We start from the raw sequence: 18,562 nt of genomic DNA, 5'->3' as shown, positions 1-18,562 counted from the left end.
GTTTTAACGATTTGAAAGTTACAATAATGCCATATAGAAAAGTAGAGGCTGGCAATGCAACCAACCGACAAGCAGATTTACGCTAGATTATTTAGCTATGTAAAAGACTTTAAACTCGCGGCCATATTTTCAGTAATTGGCATGATAGGGTACGCTGCGATGGACGCTTCGTTCGTTGCGTTAATGGATCCGTTTATCGATGAGGGCCTCACTGCAGGCAATCGCGATGTACTAAAATTGGCTCCCTTTGTTGTTATCGCGTTAGTTATCGGACGCGGTATCTTTAACTATATGGCATCATATTGCTTGTCTTATGTTGGGTCTCAGGTTGTGCGTGCTTTGCGACAGCAACTATTTGAGCATATGTTGTATCTACCAGTTTCATTTCATGATCAACATTCTAATGGCGAATTGATATCAAAAATCACTTTTGATACAGAGCAGGTACAGCAAGCCGTCACTAAGGCGCTTCAAGTGCTGATCCGTGAAGGTGCATTTGTGTTTTTCTTACTTATCACGATGTTTTATGCAAGTTGGCAGCTATCACTCATTTTCTTAGTTGTGGTACCAATCGTGGCGGTGATAGTTACTGTGGTGTCTAAGCGTTTTAAGAAAATCTCCAAGAATATTCAAGATGCGATGGGAGAAGTGACGAAAAGCTCTGAGCAAATGATGGCGGGTCATAAAGTCATCCATGGCTTTGGTGGTCAAGATAAAACTATCTCTCACTTTGCTAAAGTTAATAATCATAATCGTCAGCAACGCGTAAAAATGGACGCGACTAAAGCGCTGAGCGTATCTATCATCCAAATTATAGCGGCGGGCGCAATGGCGGTGATACTCGCGATTGTCGCGATGCCTTCTATGGTAGATAAAATTTCATCGGGCACCTTTGTCACTTTGATCACCTCTATGATGATGATGCTGCGTCCTTTAAAACAACTTGCCAATGTAAATAGTGACCTGCAACGCGGGATCTCTGCGGCGAAAAGTGTGTTTGCGGTGATTGATCTTGAAAAAGAAAAGGACACTGGCACTCAGTCTTTATCTCGTGCTCAAGGTAACCTACAAGTCAAAGACTTAACCTTTACTTATCCTTCTAAAAACGATCCGGTGATTGAGTCATTAAACCTTGAAATCAAAGCTGGGCAGAGTATCGCATTGGTTGGTAGAAGTGGCTCAGGAAAATCAACGATTTCTAATCTCTTACCGCGTTACTATGATATTGAAGCGGGCAGTATTGAGTTAGATGGCACGAATATAAATGATTACCAGCTTGCGGATTTACGCGCGCAGTTTTCTATCGTGTCGCAGCAAGTTGTGTTGTTTAACGACACCATTGCAAATAATATTATGTACTCGCTAAAGCAACCGTTATCGCAAGAAGCGTTAGAAAAAGTCGTAAAACAAGCCCATGTTTGGGAATTTGTTAAAGATCTTCCTGAGGGCCTAAATACTGTTGTTGGTGAAAATGGCGTGATGCTTTCTGGCGGACAACGACAACGTATCGCCATCGCGCGTGCTATTGTAAAAGATGCACCTATCCTTATTTTAGATGAAGCAACATCAGCATTAGATACAGAATCTGAGCGTTTGATCCAACAAGCGTTAGAAGAGCTGATGGCCGACAAAACAACCATAGTAATTGCCCATCGGTTATCGACAATCGAGCGTTGCGACTGCATCTATGTGCTAGATAAAGGCAAGATAATCGAACAAGGCAAGCATGCTGAATTAGTCGCGCAGGAAGGGGTTTATCATGCACTTTGCAAAATGCAGTTTGGTGAGCAATAAATGGCATCAAAAATAGAGCAAAGTTGGTATGAAAAACCGGGACTACTAACACTATTATTGCTTCCGTTAAGCCTGTTATTCGGACTTATTAGCTTGATAAGAAAGGGGCTTTATCAACTCGGTTTTTGCCCCGTGTACCGCTCGCCTGTTCCGGTTATTGTTGTCGGTAACATCAGTGTGGGCGGTAATGGCAAAACGCCATTTGTGCTTTGGTTAGTCCCTTTTCTTGAAAAGCTTGGTTTTAAGGTTGGGGTGATCAGTCGAGGCTACGGTGCGAAACCTAGCTCAACCCCGTTTTTGGTCACTGCAGCGACCTCAACGGAAGAGGGCGGTGATGAACCTTGTTTACTCGCCAAACGATTGAAATGCCCAGTGATGATTGGTGCTGACAGACAAGCCAGTATTGAAAAATTATTGGATAATAGCGATGTAAACATCATCGTCAGCGACGACGGGCTACAGCACTATAAATTGGCCCGAGATATTGAATTCTGTATTGTTGATGCTGTGCGACGCTTTGGTAATGGCTTATGGATGCCGGCAGGGCCCCTTAGAGAATTACCTAAGCGTATCCAGAGTGTCGATCTTGCCGTATACAATGGTGGATGCGAGAGTTATTCCTACACGCTAGAGACCGTTGGTTTTTTTCGTGTTACAGATGATAGTCCAGCATCCAATATTGAAATGGCTGGCGCTTCAGTCTGCGCTATCGGTAATCCCGCGCGGTTTGAAAATACGCTACGAGATAGAGGGATTGTTCTGAGTGAAAGTCTACATTTTGCGGATCATCATCCATATCAAGCGTCCGACTTCTCGCAAATTGAAAACGGCGCTATTTTTATGACAGAGAAAGATGCTGTAAAGTGTCGCACATTTGCAAAAGATAATTGGTATTACCTCAAAGTAGATGCCAAACCTACATCAGCGCTTGAAAAAGCGGTATTAAATTTACTTAAAAAGAAAGAGATTTATCATGGCCTTTGATACCAAATTACTAGAAATAATTGCCTGCCCAGTATGTAAAGGAAAATTAAGATATGACAAAGAAAACAAAGAGTTAATTAGCACTGCAGCGAAGCTAGCGTATCCAATTAAAGATGATATTCCTGTGTTATTGGAAAACGAAGCGCGCGAACTGAGCAGCGATGAGGTTGAGCAGTGGAATTCGTAGTCGTTATTCCGGCGCGTTATGCTTCAAGCCGGCTGCCTGGTAAACCACTTGCTGATATCGGCGGTAAACCAATGATCCAGCGTGTTTACGAACAGGCTATTCAATCTGGCGCTGCAGCGGTTTATATTGCTACCGATCACAGTGCGGTATTTGAGGCAGCGCAAAACTTCACTGATAATGTGCTCATGACTCGTGAAGATCATCAATCAGGTACTGAGCGACTCGCCGAAGTTGTTGAACAACTGGGACTGAACGAACAAACCTTGGTGGTCAATGTACAAGGTGATGAGCCACTGCTAGAGCCTGATAACATCGCACAAGTGGCAGCACTACTGCATCATTCTGATGCACCGATGGCGACTTTGTGCGTTGATGTGGAAGATGTAGAAGAGGTGTTAAATCCGAATGCGGTGAAAGTGGTGTCTGATATTCAAGACAACGCACTGTATTTCTCTCGCTCGTCTATTCCGTTTCAGCGTGACAGTATGTTAACGCTCGACAAAAATAGCATTCCAGTGAGCCATTTTAAACGTCATGTTGGCATATATGCATATCGTGCGGGCTTTATTCAAACCTATTTATCGCTAAGTGTTTCACCGCTAGAGGTGCAAGAGTCACTAGAGCAGCTACGTGTGTTGTATCATGGATACACAATTAAGGTCGCTAAAGCGGCTAAGCCGGTGCATGCTGGAGTGGATACTCCCGAAGATTTGGCACGGGTTCAAGAGATACTGAATGGAAAAGTTTAAGCTCATTGCGGACGAGATAGACTATGTGGTTGCATACAAACCACAAGGTACGAGCTTCCATAGTGAGGACGGTGCAGGTTTTGTCGCCTTACTGACGGAGCAACTAGGCTATCCCTTATTTCCAGTTCACCGCCTCGATAAAGTCACATCGGGACTCATCCTTTTAGCCAAGTCTAGCGAGGCTGCAAAGCAGCTGACGAGCCTGTTTTCCGCTCGGAAAATAGACAAATTTTACCTGGCGTTAGTTAGTGCTAAACCGAAGAAAAAGCAAGGCTGGATAAAAGGTGATATGGCGAAGTCGCGTAGAGGCACCTATAAACTGGTTAAAACTAAGCTAAACCCTGCAGTAACTCGATTTTATTCATGCTCTGTTGCGACCAACCTACGCGCTTGTATCGTTAAACCGTTTAGCGGCAAAACACACCAAATTCGGGTGGCACTAAAAAGCATCGGTGCGCCAATTTTAGGCGATTTAGCCTATAGTGGAGAGCCTGCAGATAGAACGTATCTTCACGCATTTTGCCTTGAATTTGAGTGGCAAGGTAACCATCAACACTATCAAGCGGCGCCTGAAGGTGATGGTGTATTTGGCCATTTATTGGCACATGAAATCTTTGCAAGTTGGCAAAATCCAAGTCAATTAGAGTGGTAACATGACGGATTCGAATAGAGAACTAAGATTTGGCGGTATTGGTCGGTTATACGGTAGCGCCGAGTTGGAAGCATTAAGTAAAGCACACTTTTGTGTCATTGGTATTGGTGGCGTTGGCAGTTGGGCTGTAGAAGCGCTAGTGAGAACGGGTATAGGTAAAATAACGCTTATCGATATGGACGATATTTGTGTAACCAACATTAACCGCCAGTTACATGCTCATAGCGAAAGTATCGGGATGCAAAAAATTGAGGCAATGCGAGATCGCTGTCTTGCGATTAACCCTGATTGTGAAGTTACCCTGATCGATGATTTTTTGATGTTAGATAACATTAGAAACTACATTCAAGGCTTTGATTATGTTATTGACTGTATCGACGCGGTTAAAGAGAAAGCGGCGCTAATCGCGCATTGTAAGCGAAATAAAATACCGGTGATCACTACAGGTGGTGCAGGTGGTCAAACCGATCCGAGCCAGATCCAGTATGGGGATGTGGCAAAGACGACCCATGATCCGCTGCTGGCAAAAGTACGCTATATTCTCAGAAAACAATATAACTTTAGTGATAATCCAAAACGTAAATTTGGCGTGGATTGCGTGTATTCCACAGAGCAACTCGTTTACCCAAGTACCGACGGCACCGTGTGCAAAGCAAAGCAACAAGCTGAAGGTGGGAAAAATATGGACTGCGCCACAGGGTTTGGCTCTGCCACTATGGTAACCGGGAGTTTTGGTTTTTTTGCTGCGTCCAAAGCAATACGTAAGTACCTCGATAAACAAAGCAAAAGCAGTGAATAAGTGTGCTCGTTTGAGCACTTTATATCACTTTATTTTAATATCTCCGCCTGCACTTGGATCTGTTCAACAATCGCACGTATACCATTACCTCTAGATGGGCTTAGGTGAGCAATTAATCCAAGCGACTCAAATAGTTCATAAGCATTAAACTGGCTTGCTTGCTCTGGCGTTTTACCTGCGTACGCTGCAATGATGATTGCAAGTAAGCCTTTAACAATACGCGTATCTGAGTCGGCAATAAGTACGAGTTGCTGCGCACTTTCATCTAAGTCAACATAGAGCCACACTTTACTATCACAGCCAGACACTAACGCTGAGTCGACTTTCAGTGCATCAGGAAGCTCAGGAAGTTGTTTTCCTAGCAGCATAATTTCACGGTATTTGGCTTGCCAGCCGTGACTTTCGGATAATTTTTTTGTGATATGTTCAATATTCATAAGTTTAATCTAATAAATCTATTGTGGCATTTAACGCATTAATAAAATGCTCAATATCGCCTTGGTTATTATAAAAAGCCAAACTTGCACGTACAGTCCCATTAACCTTGAGCATTTTCATTAGCGGCTGAGTACAATGGTGTCCGCTTCTCACTGCTACGCCGTATGTATTGAGTAGTGTGGCAAGATCGTAGTGGTGTTCGTTTTTATAGTTAAAACTGACGACGCCAACATTGTTTTGTGTATCGCCATAAACCGTGATGCCTTTAATCTGTCTTAGCTTCTCTAAAAGGGAGTGGTAGAGCGCTTGCTCGTATCGTTGAAGTGCACTGGGATCAATCTCGTTTACATAATCTATCGCTGCGGCAAATCCGATAACGCCAGAAATATTGGGAGTGCCGGGCTCAAACTTGCCAGGTGCCTCTCTATAGCTGGAACGCTCGAAGTTCACTTCTTTTATCATTTCGCCGCCGGTTTTGTATACGGGGAGCGCATTTAGTTGCTGGTATTTACCATAAAGTCCACCGACACCTGTTGGTCCAAGCGCTTTATGAGCTGAAAAAACATAAAAGTCGCAATCCAGTGCCTTCAGATCAGGTCTCAAATGCAGTAAAGACTGTGCGCCGTCGATAACCGTGATGGTACCTAAGGCGTTGCAAACTGAAATGAGCGACTCAACTGGATGAATATTCCCAAGTGCGTTTGAAACATGGCCCATGGCTAACACATCAGGTTTATGCTGCTTTAACAGCGCAATAGCGCCTTGCTCATCGAGGACGCCGTCTAACATAGGTAACACCAGTAAAGTTGCGCCGGTACGCTGACAAGCTTCTTGCCAAGGCACTATGTTAGCGTGATGTTCAAAGGGACTGATGGCAATGACGCTGTCTGAATTGAAGCGTGCACTCAGGCCATGAGCCAACAAGTTGAGTGATTCAGTTGCGCCGCTGGTCCATACGATTTCTCGTGTTTCTACATTTAAAAAATTGGCAATTGTTTCTCGGGCACTTTCGTAGCGAACCGTGGCGTTTTCACTAAGCGTGTGTAAACCTCTATGTACGTTTGAATTCTCATTTTGATAAAAAGTTTTTATGACATCGATGACTTTGTTCGGTTTTTGCGCAGTTGCAGCAGAGTCAAGATAGCAAAGCGGCTGCCCATCGAGTTGTTTGTTCAAAATTGGAAAGTCGTTGCGCAGAGATTGGATGTCAGTCATAACGTACCTGAGTTAATTGAGCAGCGCGATTCTAACGAATACGCGGCGATATTAAAACAAAAAAGGCCGCATTAAGCGGCCTTTTCAAACACAATAACGAGATTATCTGTCGTTTTGTGTTTTGTAGTCGCGAGACGTGTAGCCTTTGTAAAGCTGACGCGGACGACCAATTTTGTGTCCTGGTTGAGAAAGCATTTCGTTCCAGTGTGAAATCCAGCCCACAGTACGAGACATCGCGAAGATAACCGTAAACATGCTTGTTGGAATACCGATTGCTTTAAGAATGATACCAGAATAGAAGTCTACATTCGGGTATAGTTTCTTCTCGATGAAGTAAGGGTCTTCTAGGGCGATCTGTTCAAGTTTCATTGCAACGTCAAGCAGTGGATCTTGAATGTTTAGCTCTTTAAGCACTTCGTGACACGTTTGACGCATTACTGTCGCACGTGGGTCAAAGTTCTTATAAACGCGGTGTCCAAAGCCCATTAGACGGAACGGATCGTTCTTGTCTTTTGCTTTTGCAACATACTCGTCAATACGATCAACAGAGCCGATTTCTTCAAGCATCGTCAAACATGCTTCGTTTGCGCCACCGTGTGCAGGACCCCAAAGTGATGCAATACCTGCCGCGATACACGCGTAAGGGTTTGCACCTGAAGAGCCAGCAAGACGAACTGTTGAAGTTGACGCGTTTTGCTCATGATCTGCGTGAAGCATGAAAATACGATCCATTGCTTTAGCAAGTACAGGGCTGACGTTGTAGTCTTCAGCTGGCACAGAGAACATCATGTGGAGGAAGTTTTCTGCGTAGCTCAAGTCGTTACGTGGATATACGAACGGTTGGCCAACGTTATATTTGTACGCCATTGCAGCAATTGTTGGTAGCTTAGCTACTAACTTGATTGCACAACGCATACGTTGATCTTCGTCAGAAATATCCAAATCTGAGTGGTAGAACGAAGATAACGCTCCAACTACACCACATAGCATTGCCATAGGGTGTGCATCGACACGGAAGCCTTGGAAAAACGCTGCAATTTTCTCGTGCATCATTGTGTTGCGAGTGATCTCATCTGAGAACTCAGCTAGTTGTTCTTCGCTTGGTAATTCACCATTTAATAGTAGGTAGCAAAGTTCAATATAGTTAGAATTTTCAGCAAGTTGCTCAATTGGATAACCGCGGTGAAGCAGTACACCTTTGGCACCGTCAATGTAAGTGATAGACGAGTCACAAGAGGCAGTCGACATAAATCCTGGGTCATACGTAAATAGGCCGTGAGCACCCAAAGAACGAACGTCAACTACGTCTTGTCCAGCTGTACCTTCGTAAATTGGTAACTCAATCGGATCGTGACCATCAATATGGACTGTGGCTTTTTTATCTGCCATCTATTTGTCTCCTATTTAATAACAATATTCTGATTGTTATGTTGTGATACTAATGTTAAGCAAATTCAGATCATTCTAACTTATAACCTAGGTTAAAAGTCAATTTTTCTGTGATTTATGCATAAATGTATAATAAATATTCTACGACGATTAAATATTAGACCATTCGCTAATTCGCAAGCGTCTCTATCTAAACAAGAATTGTAAAAGGGCGCATAGCCTTATATACTGTCAACGGTTTTATACCGTATCGTCTGTGGGTAAACCTATTTTTACATCAATTTTTACACTCGAGTGAACTTTTTGGTGTCCTAATTGGTTTATCTAGAGTGTGCCACCTACATTTGCAATATGTAGGTGGGTTTCATAAAAACAAGTAGATGAGCTCCTTTGTGGGCAAAGATGGGCAAGTAACTGTGAAAAAGCAAAGACCTGTAAATCTAGATCTTACGACTATATCTATGCCGCCAACGGCTAAAGCGTCGATTCTTCACCGTGTCACCGGTGTCGCTTTCTTCTTCGCTTTGACCTTTGTGATTTGGGCTTGGTCTGAATCCCTTTCTTCTCCTGAAGGCTTCGAGTTTGTAAAAGAACTGATGTCTGGCTTTATCGCGAAATTCATCGCGTGGGGCACCCTAACTGTATTGTCTTACCACATCATCGGTGGTATCCGTCACATGATCCAGGATATGGGACATTGGGAAGAATTAGAATCAGGCAACAATAGCGCGAAGATTGCACTAGCACTTTGGGTTATCGTAGCAATTTTGGCTGGAGTATGGATATGGTCTTAAATCAAGCGACTCTAAAGCGTGATGGCGTACAAGACTACGTGTCACTACGTACAACTGCGTTAATTATCCTAGCTTACGCGGTATTCATCGTAGGCTATCTTCTAATTACTCCTGAACTGACTTATGAAGCTTGGTCAGGGTTGTTCTCAAACTTAGCTGTGAAAGCAGCAACGATGATCACACTAGTATGCATCATGGTACATACACGCATCGGTTTGTGGCAGGTTCTAACTGACTACGTTAAGAACTCAACAACTCGCACTATTCTTGGCTTTGTATTAAACCTTATGGCTTTAGCTTACGTAGCTATTGGTCTGTTTGTTCTGTGGGGTGTTTAAGTGAAATATAACGTACGTGAATTTGACGCAGTTGTAGTCGGTGCAGGCGGTGCGGGTATGCGCGCGGCACTTGCTATCTCGGAATCAGGCAAAACTTGTGCTCTTATTTCAAAAGTTTTCCCAACTCGTTCTCATACAGTATCAGCACAAGGCGGTATCACCGTTGCGCTAGGTAACTCTCACGAGGACAACTGGGAATGGCACATGTACGATACAGTTAAAGGTTCTGATTACATCGGTGACCAAGACGCTATCGAGTACATGTGTAAAACAGGTCCAGAAGCTATCACTGAACTTGAGAACATGGGTCTACCTTTTTCTCGTTTTGAGAACGGTCGCGTATATCAGCGTCCTTTCGGTGGTCAGTCGAAAAACTTTGGTGGCGAGCAAGCGGCACGTACAGCAGCCGCAGCGGACCGTACTGGTCACGCGTTGCTACACTGCCTATATCAGCAAAACGTTAAAAACAAAACAAACGTTTTCTCTGAGTGGTATGCACTAGACCTAGTAAAAAATGACAATGGCGATGTAGTGGGTGTCACCGCAATCGACATCGAGTCAGGTGAAATCACTTATTTCAAATCAAAAGCAGTTGTCCTTGCAACTGGTGGTGCGGGTCGTATTTTCGCATCAACAACGAACGCGCACATCAACACGGGTGACGGCGTTGGTATGGCGGTACGCGCTGGCATTTCAATGCAAGACATGGAAATGTGGCAGTTCCACCCGACAGGTATCGCAGGTGCGGGTGTACTAGTAACGGAAGGTTGTCGTGGTGAAGGTGGTTACCTTCTTAATAAAGATGGCGAGCGCTTCATGGAGCGTTATGCGCCAAACGCGAAAGACCTAGCGTCACGTGACGTTGTTGCACGTTCAATGATGACTGAGATCCGTGAAGGTCGTGGCTGTGATGGTCCTTGGGGTCCGCACATCAAGCTGAAGCTTGACCACCTAGGTGCTGAGACACTTAACTTACGTCTTCCTGGCGTTTGTGATCTAGCGAAGACATTCGCACACGTAGACCCAGCAGAAGAGCCAATTCCAGTAATCCCAACTTGTCACTACATGATGGGTGGTGTACCAACTAACGTAAACGGTCAAGTGCTAAACGTAGACGGTCAAGGTAATGAAAAGATCGTTGAAGGTCTATTTGCAGTAGGTGAGATTGCGTGTGTATCTGTACACGGTGCAAACCGTCTAGGTGGTAACTCACTGCTTGACCTTGTCGTATTCGGTCGTGCGGCGGGTAACTTCCTTGGTACTTACTTGAAAGATGCTGAAATCACCAAAGAAGCAAGCAACGATAACGTAGACGCAGCACTTGCGCGTACTAATCGTTGGGAAACTTCTGCGAAAGGTCAGGGCGAAGATCCTGTACAAATCAAGAAAGATCTACAACGTTGTATGCAGCTTAACTTCTCGGTATTCCGTGAAGGTGATGCAATGGCTGAAGGTCTTAAAGAACTTAAAGAAATTCGTGAGCGTCTACAGTACGCACGTCTTGACGATAAGTCTGCTGAATTCAACACGCAACGTATTGAGTGTCTAGAGTTAGATAACTTGATGGAAACAGCGTATTCGACAGCGGTTGCTGCGAACTTCCGTACGGAAAGTCGTGGTGCACACTCTCGCTTCGACTACCCAGAGCGTGATGATGAAAACTGGTTGTGTCACTCGATTTACAACCCAGAGTCTGAGTCTATGAGTAAGCGTGAAGTTAACTACGCGCCTAAGACTCGTGAAGCATTCCCACCGAAAGCACGTACATACTAGGAGCTAAGCGATGGCAACTTTAGAATTATCTGTTTATCGTTATAATCCTGATGAAGATGCGGCACCACGCATGCAAGACTATTCTCTAGAAGTAGAGGAAGGTCGTGACATGATGGTATTAGATGCTCTTATGCAGTTAAAAGAGCAAGATCCATCTTTATCTTTCCGTCGTTCATGCCGTGAAGGGGTATGTGGTTCTGACGGTATTAATATGAATGGTAAAAACGGCCTTGCATGTATTACTCCAATTTCTGCTTTGCAGAATGGTGGTAAAGGCAAGATCGTCATTCGTCCATTACCAGGTCTTCCGGTGATCCGTGACTTGGTAATCGACATGAGCCAGTTCTATACGCAATACGAGAAGGTTAAGCCATTCTTGATCAACGACAAACCAACTGGTGGTGAAGAGCGTCTTCAGTCAATTGAAGAACGTGAAAAGCTAGATGGCCTGTACGAGTGTATTCTTTGTGCATGTTGTTCAACGTCTTGTCCTTCTTTCTGGTGGAACCCAGACAAGTTCATCGGTCCTGCGGGTCTTCTACATGCTTATCGTTTCTTGGCTGATAGCCGTGATACAGCGACAGAAGAACGTCTTGCTGGTCTTGATGACGCGTTCAGCGTATTCCGCTGTCACAGTATTATGAACTGTGTTAGCGTATGTCCAAAAGGCCTTAATCCAACTAAGGCAATTGGACAAATTAAATCAATGTTGTTAAACCGTTCGGTATAACACATACTACTAGCTAAGATGGCAAGCAAAAGCTTGCCATCTTGTTTTCGTTTGAGTTTCTGCGCTAGATAAAAGGGCTAATAGATGCACGAAGGTGTGATGAAGGCATGGCTAGAATCTTCGCATTTGTACGGCGGTAACGTTGCGTACGTAGAAGATCTATATGAGGCGTATCTAGATGATGCTGCTTCAGTGCCAGAAGAGTGGCGAGAGGTGTTTGATCAACTACCTAAAGTTGATGGAGTGGATGTTGACACTAAACATTCAGAAGTAAGAGCGCAATTTGCGGAGCTTGCTAAAAACAAACACAGAGAAGTCGTGGTTTCCGCAGAGGGTTCTGCTGATGCCAAGCAAGTTAAAGTTCTGCAGTTAATTAATGCATTCCGTTTCAGAGGTCATCAGAACGCAAACCTAGATCCGTTAGGGATTTGGGATAGAGAACGTGTTCGCGATCTTGACCCTGCTTTTCATGATTTAACCGATGCAGACTTAGATAAAGAATTTAACGTTGGCTCTTTTGCTTGTGGCAAAGAGACAATGAAACTCAAAGACTTGTACGCTGCGCTTAAAGCGACATACTGTGGCTCTATCGGTGCTGAGTACATGCACATCACCTCTACCGAAGAAAAACGTTGGTTACAACAGCGTTTGGAATCGTCCTTCTCGAAGCCACAATTCGACAAAGAAACCAAACTAAGAATCTACAAAGGTCTAACTGCTGCAGACGGCTTAGAAAAGTACTTGGGTGCAAAATTCCCAGGCGCTAAGCGTTTCTCTCTAGAAGGCGGTGACTCACTTGTGCCTATGCTGAAAGAGCTTATTCACCGTGCTGGTGAAAGCGGTCAGCAAGAAGCCGTAATTGGTATGGCCCACCGTGGTCGTCTAAATGTACTAGTGAACGTATTGGGTAAAAACCCACAAGAACTATTTGACGAGTTCGCTGGTAAATATGGCGAGCACGCAGGTTCTGGTGACGTTAAATACCACATGGGTTTCTCTTCTGACTTCGGTACGAAGGGTGGCAATGTTCATATGGCATTGGCATTTAACCCATCTCACCTTGAAATCGTAAACCCAGTAGTAATGGGTTCGGTACGTGCTCGTCTTGACCGTTTGAATTGCCAAAGTGGTTCTAAAGCATTACCAATCACAATTCATGGTGACTCTGCAATCGCAGGTCAAGGTGTCGTTCAAGAAACGTTTAACTTATCGCAAACACGTGCATACGGCGTTGGCGGTTCGATCCGTATCGTAGTTAATAACCAAGTTGGTTTCACTACGTCAAAACGCGAAGACACTCGTTCGACTGAATACTGTACTGATATCGCTAAAATGGTTCAGGCACCTATCTTCCACGTGAACGCAGATGATCCTGAAGCCGTTGCTTTTGTTACACAAGTTGCACTTGATTTCCGTAATAAGTTTAAACGTGATGTGGTGATTGACTTAGTATGTTACCGTCGTCACGGTCACAACGAAGCGGATGAGCCAAATGCAACGCAACCGCTGATGTATCAGAAGATCAAAAAGCACCCAGTACCTCGCCAATTGTATGCTGATCAACTTGTACGCGAAGGTGTGATTTCTGAAGACGATGCGAAACAAATTGCTGATGATTACCGAAATGGTCTTGATAAAGGCGTTTGTGTTGTAGAAGAAATTCAAAAAGAAACCAAACACTCATCAGATTGGTCTAAGTATGTTGGTCACGATTGGGACACGCCGTATGAGCCAAAAGTTGCGCTAGATAAACTCAAAGCGCTTGGTGAAAAGATTGCGAGTTACCCAGAGGCTCATAAAGCACAATCACGCGTTAAAAAGATTTACGATGATCGTAAACTTATGGCGCAAGGTGAGAAAATGCTTGATTGGGGTATGGCTGAGACATTGGCTTACGCGACCTTGGTTGATGAAGGCACTGATATTCGTCTTACTGGTCAGGATTCTGGTCGTGGTACATTCTTCCACCGCCATGCCGTAGTTCATAACCAAAAAGACGCGTCTACTTATCTTCCGCTGCAAAACATTCGTGAAGGTCAAGGCTTGTTCGAAGTGTACGATTCAGTACTATCAGAAGAAGCGGTACTTGCATTCGAATATGGTTACGCGACAGCAGAGCCAACGTCATTGGTATTATGGGAAGCGCAATTTGGTGACTTCGCCAACGGTGCGCAAGTCGTATTCGACCAATTCCTAAGTTCAGGTGAGCAGAAGTGGGGTCGTTTATGTGGTCTAACACTACTACTTCCTCATGGCTATGAAGGTCAAGGTCCAGAGCACAGTTCTTCGCGTTTAGAGCGTTATTTACAGCTTTGTGCTGACCACAATATGCAAGTATGTGTGCCGTCAACACCAGCGCAAGTATACGCAATGCTGCGTCGTCAATCGGTTCGTCCGCTGCGTCGTCCTCTGATTGTAATGACGCCTAAGTCGCTATTACGTCATCCATTAGCTGTTTCTAGCCTAGAAGAGCTATCCGAAGGCGTATTCAATAACATGATCGATGAGATTGATGATATCAATCCTGAAAACGTTGAGCGTGTAGTGTTCTGTAGCGGTAAGGTTTATTACGAACTACTGCAAGAGCGTCGTAAGCAAGAGCTTAACAACGTGGCTATCGTTCGTGTTGAACAGCTATATCCATTCCCTCACAAAGAGATGGATGAGATCATGGCTCGCTATCAGCACGTAAAAGATTTTGTTTGGTGTCAAGAAGAACCACAAAACCAAGGTGCTTGGTACTGTTCACAGCATCATTTCTGGGAAGCTATCCCAGCTGGCGCAAATCTGACTTATGCAGGCCGTAAGGCTTCAGCTGCACCAGCATGTGGATACATGTCTACACATACTAAAGAACAAAACGCGTTAATTGCTGACGCTTTAACAATTAAGAAATAAGGAATAAGAGATGACAACCGAAATTAAGGTTCCTGTTCTTCCTGAGTCTGTTGCCGATGCAACGGTTGCTACATGGCATGTAAGCGTTGGCGATAAAGTGACTCGTGATCAAAACTTAGTTGACATCGAAACGGATAAGGTCGTTTTAGAAGTTGTAGCGCCAGAAGATGGTGTTATCGTTGCAATTTCTGAAGAGGAAGGCGCAACCGTTCTTGGCGAACAAGTTATTGCACAACTAGGTGCTGCTGATGAAGCAGCAGCGCCTGCTCAATCAAATGAAAAACCAGCAGCGTCAGAATCGGCGCCAGCAGCAGAAGGTAAAGAAGTGGACATTAAAGTACCTGTACTTCCTGAGTCAGTAGCAGACGCTACTATCGCAACTTGGCACGTTCAACCAGGTGAAGCGGTTAGCCGCGACCAGAATCTAGTTGATATTGAAACAGATAAAGTGGTTCTTGAAGTTGTTGCACCTGAAGACGGTGTGATGGGTGAGCACATCCACGCTGAAGGTGAGACAGTACTAGGTGATCAAGTTATCGGTAAAATCGTTGCCGGTGGCGCACCAGCTGCATCATCAAGTGCGAAGAAAGAAGAAGCACCAGCTGCTGCTTCTGACGAAAACTCAGATGTACTAACACCATCTGTTCGTCGTCTTATCGCGGAGAAAGGCCTTGATGCTGCTAAGATAAAAGGTTCTGGTAAAGGCGGTCGCATTACTAAAGAAGATGTGGATGCTTTCCTTAAAGCACCGGCAAAATCAGAGTCTAAGGCTGCAGCTTCTGCACCAGCTGCCCCGGTAGGTGAGCGCACTCAGAAACGTGTACCTATGACTCGTCTACGTAAGACAATCGCTAACCGCTTATTAGAAGCGAAAAACTCAACAGCAATGCTTACAACGTTCAACGAAGTAAACATGAAGCCAATCATGGACCTTCGTAAGCAGTACCAAGAGGTATTTGAGAAGCGTCACGGTATTCGTTTAGGTTTCATGTCTTTCTACGTGAAAGCGGTAACTGAAGCACTTAAGCGTTTCCCTGAAGTTAACGCGTCAATCGACGGTGACGATATCGTTTACCACAACTACTTTGACATCAGCATCGCGGTATCAACACCTCGTGGTCTAGTGACTCCAGTACTACGTGATTGCGATAAGCTTTCTGTTGCTGAAATCGAGAAGAATATTCGTGAATTGGCTATCAAAGGTCGTGATGGCAAACTAACTGTTGACGATATGACTGGCGGTAACTTCACTATTACCAATGGTGGTGTATTCGGTTCACTACTATCTACGCCTATCATCAACTTGCCACAGTCTTCAATCTTGGGCATGCACAAAATCCAAGAGCGTCCTATGGCAGTAAACGGTAAAGTTGAAATTTTACCTATGATGTACCTAGCACTATCTTATGACCACCGTCAAATCGATGGTAAAGAGTCAGTTGGTTTCCTAGTAACAATTAAAGAGTTGCTTGAAGATCCAACACGTCTACTACTAGACGTATAATATTTGTTTAAAGAATAAGCTGTATGCTCGCATACAGCTTTTTTTTTGCGCCTTTGGTCTAAGTGGGGTTTTCATCAGAAGCCTTGGGATCTATACTATGTGCGCAATTTGGGATAGCTGACTATTTGCATAAATATTCAGCTTTTTTAGTATAAAAAATTGGATAAAGCATCATGAATTTGCATGAGTATCAGGCAAAACAACTTTTTGCCGAATATGGTTTACCTGTATCAGAAGGCTTTGCTTGTGATACACCTCAAGAAGCAGTTGAAGCTGCTGGTAAAATCGGTGGAGACAAGTGGGTTGTTAAGTGTCAAGTACACGCTGGCGGCCGTGGTAAAGCTGGCGGTGTTAAACTTGCAGACAGCAAAGACGAAATCCGCGCATTCGCTGAAAACTGGTTAGGTAAAAACCTAGTTACTTACCAAACAGACGAGAAAGGTCAGCCTGTTGCTAAAATCTTAGTAGAAAGCTGCACTGATATTGCAAATGAACTATACCTAGGTGCTGTTGTTGACCGTGGCTCACGTAAAATCGTGTTCATGGCATCAACTGAAGGTGGTGTAGAAATTGAACAAGTTGCAGAAGAAACGCCTGAACTAATTCATAAAGCTGAGATCGACCCACTAGTAGGTCCTCAAGCTTACCAAGGTCGTGAGCTAGCGTTCAAACTAGGTTTGAACCCAACTCAAGTTAAGCAATTCACTAAGATCTTCATGGGTCTAGCGCAAATGTTTATCAACCACGACTTTGCTCTACTAGAAATCAACCCTCTAGTGATCACAGACGCTGGTAACCTACACTGCCTAGACGGCAAAATCGGTGTAGACGGCAACGCATTGTTCCGCCAGCCTAAGATCCGTGAATTCCACGATCCTTCACAAGAAGACGCTCGTGAAGCACACGCAGCAAGCTTTGAACTTAACTATGTAGCACTAGACGGTAACGTTGGTTGTATGGTTAACGGTGCAGGCCTTGCGATGGGTACTATGGACATCGTAAACCTACACGGCGGCAAGCCAGCTAACTTCTTAGACGTTGGTGGTGGTGCGACTAAAGAGCGTGTATCTGAAGCATTCAAGATCATCCTTTCTGACGACAATGTTAAAGCAGTACTAGTTAACATCTTCGGTGGTATCGTACGTTGTGACATGATCGCTGAAGGTATTATCGGTGCGGTTAAGGAAGTTGGCGTAAACGTACCAGTAGTTGTACGTCTTGAAGGTACTAACGCTGAAGCTGGTCGTGAAGTACTAGCTAACTCTGGCCTTGACATCATTGCAGCTGAGTCACTAACTGACGCTGCTGAGAAAGTAGTTGCTGCTGCGGAGGGCAAATAATGTCTGTACTAATTAACAAAGATACTAAAGTAATCTGTCAAGGTTTCACTGGTGGTCAGGGTACTTTCCACTCTGAGCAAGCTATCCAGTACGGTACACAAATGGTTGGTGGTGTTTCTCCTGGTAAAGGCGGCACAACTCACCTAGGTCTACCTGTATTTAACACAGTACGTGAAGCGGTAGAGTCAACTGGTGCAACTGCATCTGTTATCTACGTACCAGCTGCATTCTGTAAAGACGCTATCCTTGAAGCGATCAGCGCAGGTATCGAACTAATCGTATGTATCACTGAAGGCATCCCTACACTAGATATGGTTGATGTTAAAGTGAAGCTAGAAGAAACTGGCGTTCGCATGATTGGTCCTAACTGCCCAGGTGTTATCACTCCAGGTGAAACTAAGATCGGTATCATGCCAGGTCATATCCACTTGCCTGGTAAAGTAGGTATCGTGTCACGTTCTGGTACTTTGACTTATGAAGCAGTTAAGCAAACAACTGACGCTGGCTTCGGTCAATCTACTTGTGTTGGTATCGGTGGTGATCCAATCCCAGGCACTAACTTCATCGACGTACTAGAGATGTTCCAAAACGATCCGCAAACTGAAGCTATCGTAATGATCGGTGAGATCGGCGGTACAGCTGAAGAAGAAGCGGCTGAGTACATCAAGCACAACGTAACTAAGCCTGTTGTTTCTTACATCGCAGGTGTTACAGCTCCTCCAGGTAAGCGTATGGGTCACGCTGGTGCAATTATCGCAGGCGGTAAAGGTACAGCTGACGAGAAATTCGCAGCACTTGAAGCAGCGGGTGTTAAAACAGTTCGCTCTCTTGCAGAAATCGGTTCTGCACTAAAAGAGAAAGCGGGTTGGTAAGTTAATACCACACGTTAAAAAGGCTCCTTATGGAGCCTTTTTTGATCTATTTAAGCAGATTATAAAATTGGTATTATCAGCGCGAGTGTAATTAAATCGACTTCGG

17 protein-coding genes are annotated in these 18,562 nt (G+C 44.4%); 14 read left to right on the top strand and 3 right to left on the bottom strand.

From position 1 onward, the window contains the following. Window positions 1-54: 54 nt before the first annotated feature. Genes msbA through tcdA form a run of 6 tightly spaced genes read left to right on the top strand, consistent with a single transcriptional unit; the run spans window position 55 to window position 5,165 of the window. The gene (gene msbA, locus NO992_RS05320; protein ID WP_371374981.1) at window positions 55-1,794 is read left to right on the top strand and encodes a lipid A export permease/ATP-binding protein MsbA; all 1,740 of its coding nucleotides are present in this window, start codon (window positions 55-57) and stop codon (window positions 1,792-1,794) included. Further along, complete coding sequence (lpxK, locus tag NO992_RS05315) at window positions 1,795-2,778, top strand: tetraacyldisaccharide 4'-kinase (RefSeq protein ID WP_371374978.1); 984 nt, start codon at window positions 1,795-1,797, stop codon at window positions 2,776-2,778. Then, window positions 2,768-2,965 (top strand): Trm112 family protein, encoded by a 198-nt coding sequence (locus NO992_RS05310; RefSeq protein WP_010371492.1) that lies wholly within the window; start codon window positions 2,768-2,770, stop codon window positions 2,963-2,965. Before lpxK ends, NO992_RS05310 begins: the two co-directional genes overlap by 11 nt. Then, entirely contained in the window at window positions 2,953-3,714 is a 762-nt protein-coding gene (gene kdsB / locus NO992_RS05305) for a 3-deoxy-manno-octulosonate cytidylyltransferase (protein ID WP_253104793.1), read from the top strand. Before NO992_RS05310 ends, kdsB begins: the two co-directional genes overlap by 13 nt. Beyond that, window positions 3,701-4,366, top strand: a complete 666-nt coding sequence (locus NO992_RS05300; protein ID WP_371374973.1) for a TIGR01621 family pseudouridine synthase — start codon at window positions 3,701-3,703, stop codon at window positions 4,364-4,366. The genes kdsB and NO992_RS05300 overlap by 14 nt, the downstream gene beginning before the upstream one ends. A 1-nt stretch (window position 4,367) precedes the next feature. Next, entirely contained in the window at window positions 4,368-5,165 is a 798-nt protein-coding gene (tcdA, locus tag NO992_RS05295; RefSeq protein ID WP_371374970.1) for a tRNA cyclic N6-threonylcarbamoyladenosine(37) synthase TcdA, read from the top strand. Window positions 5,166-5,194: 29 nt separating this feature from the next. Here tcdA and NO992_RS05290 read toward each other — a convergent pair whose 3' ends face one another. The 3 genes from NO992_RS05290 to NO992_RS05280 form a co-directional block, all read right to left on the bottom strand. Beyond that, window positions 5,195-5,602, bottom strand: a complete 408-nt coding sequence (locus NO992_RS05290) for a SufE family protein (protein ID WP_239420742.1) — start codon at window positions 5,600-5,602, stop codon at window positions 5,195-5,197. 4 nt (window positions 5,603-5,606) lie between these two features. After that, complete coding sequence (locus NO992_RS05285) at window positions 5,607-6,818, bottom strand: aminotransferase class V-fold PLP-dependent enzyme (RefSeq protein ID WP_253104802.1); 1,212 nt, start codon at window positions 6,816-6,818, stop codon at window positions 5,607-5,609. 102 nt (window positions 6,819-6,920) lie between these two features. Then, the gene (locus tag NO992_RS05280) at window positions 6,921-8,207 is read right to left on the bottom strand and encodes a citrate synthase (RefSeq protein ID WP_010371472.1); all 1,287 of its coding nucleotides are present in this window, start codon (window positions 8,205-8,207) and stop codon (window positions 6,921-6,923) included. A gap of 416 nt (window positions 8,208-8,623) precedes the next feature. Here NO992_RS05280 and sdhC point away from each other — a divergent pair, with 416 nt between their 5' ends. The 8 genes from sdhC (at window position 8,624) to sucD (ending at window position 18,456) form a co-directional block, all read left to right on the top strand. After that, window positions 8,624-9,001, top strand: coding sequence for a succinate dehydrogenase, cytochrome b556 subunit (gene sdhC, locus NO992_RS05275; protein ID WP_125252744.1), 378 nt, complete (start codon window positions 8,624-8,626; stop codon window positions 8,999-9,001). Next, window positions 8,992-9,339 carry a succinate dehydrogenase, hydrophobic membrane anchor protein gene (sdhD, locus tag NO992_RS05270; protein ID WP_010371467.1) on the top strand — a complete coding sequence of 116 codons (348 nt, stop codon included), beginning with the start codon at window positions 8,992-8,994 and terminating at the stop codon, window positions 9,337-9,339. The genes sdhC and sdhD overlap by 10 nt, the downstream gene beginning before the upstream one ends. Further along, complete coding sequence (gene sdhA / locus NO992_RS05265) at window positions 9,340-11,112, top strand: succinate dehydrogenase flavoprotein subunit (protein ID WP_371374966.1); 1,773 nt, start codon at window positions 9,340-9,342, stop codon at window positions 11,110-11,112. It abuts the gene before it with no gap. A 10-nt stretch (window positions 11,113-11,122) separates the two neighbouring features. Further along, a complete protein-coding gene (locus NO992_RS05260; RefSeq protein ID WP_010371461.1) occupies window positions 11,123-11,842 on the top strand; it encodes a succinate dehydrogenase iron-sulfur subunit in 720 nt (239 codons plus the stop codon). Window positions 11,843-11,926: 84 nt separating this feature from the next. Further along, entirely contained in the window at window positions 11,927-14,740 is a 2,814-nt protein-coding gene (gene sucA / locus NO992_RS05255; RefSeq protein WP_010371459.1) for a 2-oxoglutarate dehydrogenase E1 component, read from the top strand. A gap of 10 nt (window positions 14,741-14,750) precedes the next feature. Next, entirely contained in the window at window positions 14,751-16,244 is a 1,494-nt protein-coding gene (gene odhB, locus NO992_RS05250) for a 2-oxoglutarate dehydrogenase complex dihydrolipoyllysine-residue succinyltransferase (RefSeq protein WP_371374962.1), read from the top strand. A 173-nt stretch (window positions 16,245-16,417) separates the two neighbouring features. Next, entirely contained in the window at window positions 16,418-17,584 is a 1,167-nt protein-coding gene (sucC, locus tag NO992_RS05245) for an ADP-forming succinate--CoA ligase subunit beta (RefSeq protein ID WP_010371452.1), read from the top strand. Continuing rightward, window positions 17,584-18,456 (top strand): succinate--CoA ligase subunit alpha, encoded by an 873-nt coding sequence (sucD, locus tag NO992_RS05240; RefSeq protein WP_010371451.1) that lies wholly within the window; start codon window positions 17,584-17,586, stop codon window positions 18,454-18,456. The genes sucC and sucD overlap by 1 nt, the downstream gene beginning before the upstream one ends. Window positions 18,457-18,562 lie beyond the last annotated feature (106 nt).

Source organism: Pseudoalteromonas sp. DY56-GL79 (assembly GCF_041414765.1).
GTDB lineage: Bacteria > Pseudomonadota > Gammaproteobacteria > Enterobacterales > Alteromonadaceae > Pseudoalteromonas > Pseudoalteromonas piscicida.
This window is presented reverse-complemented; position numbering and strand designations above follow the sequence as displayed.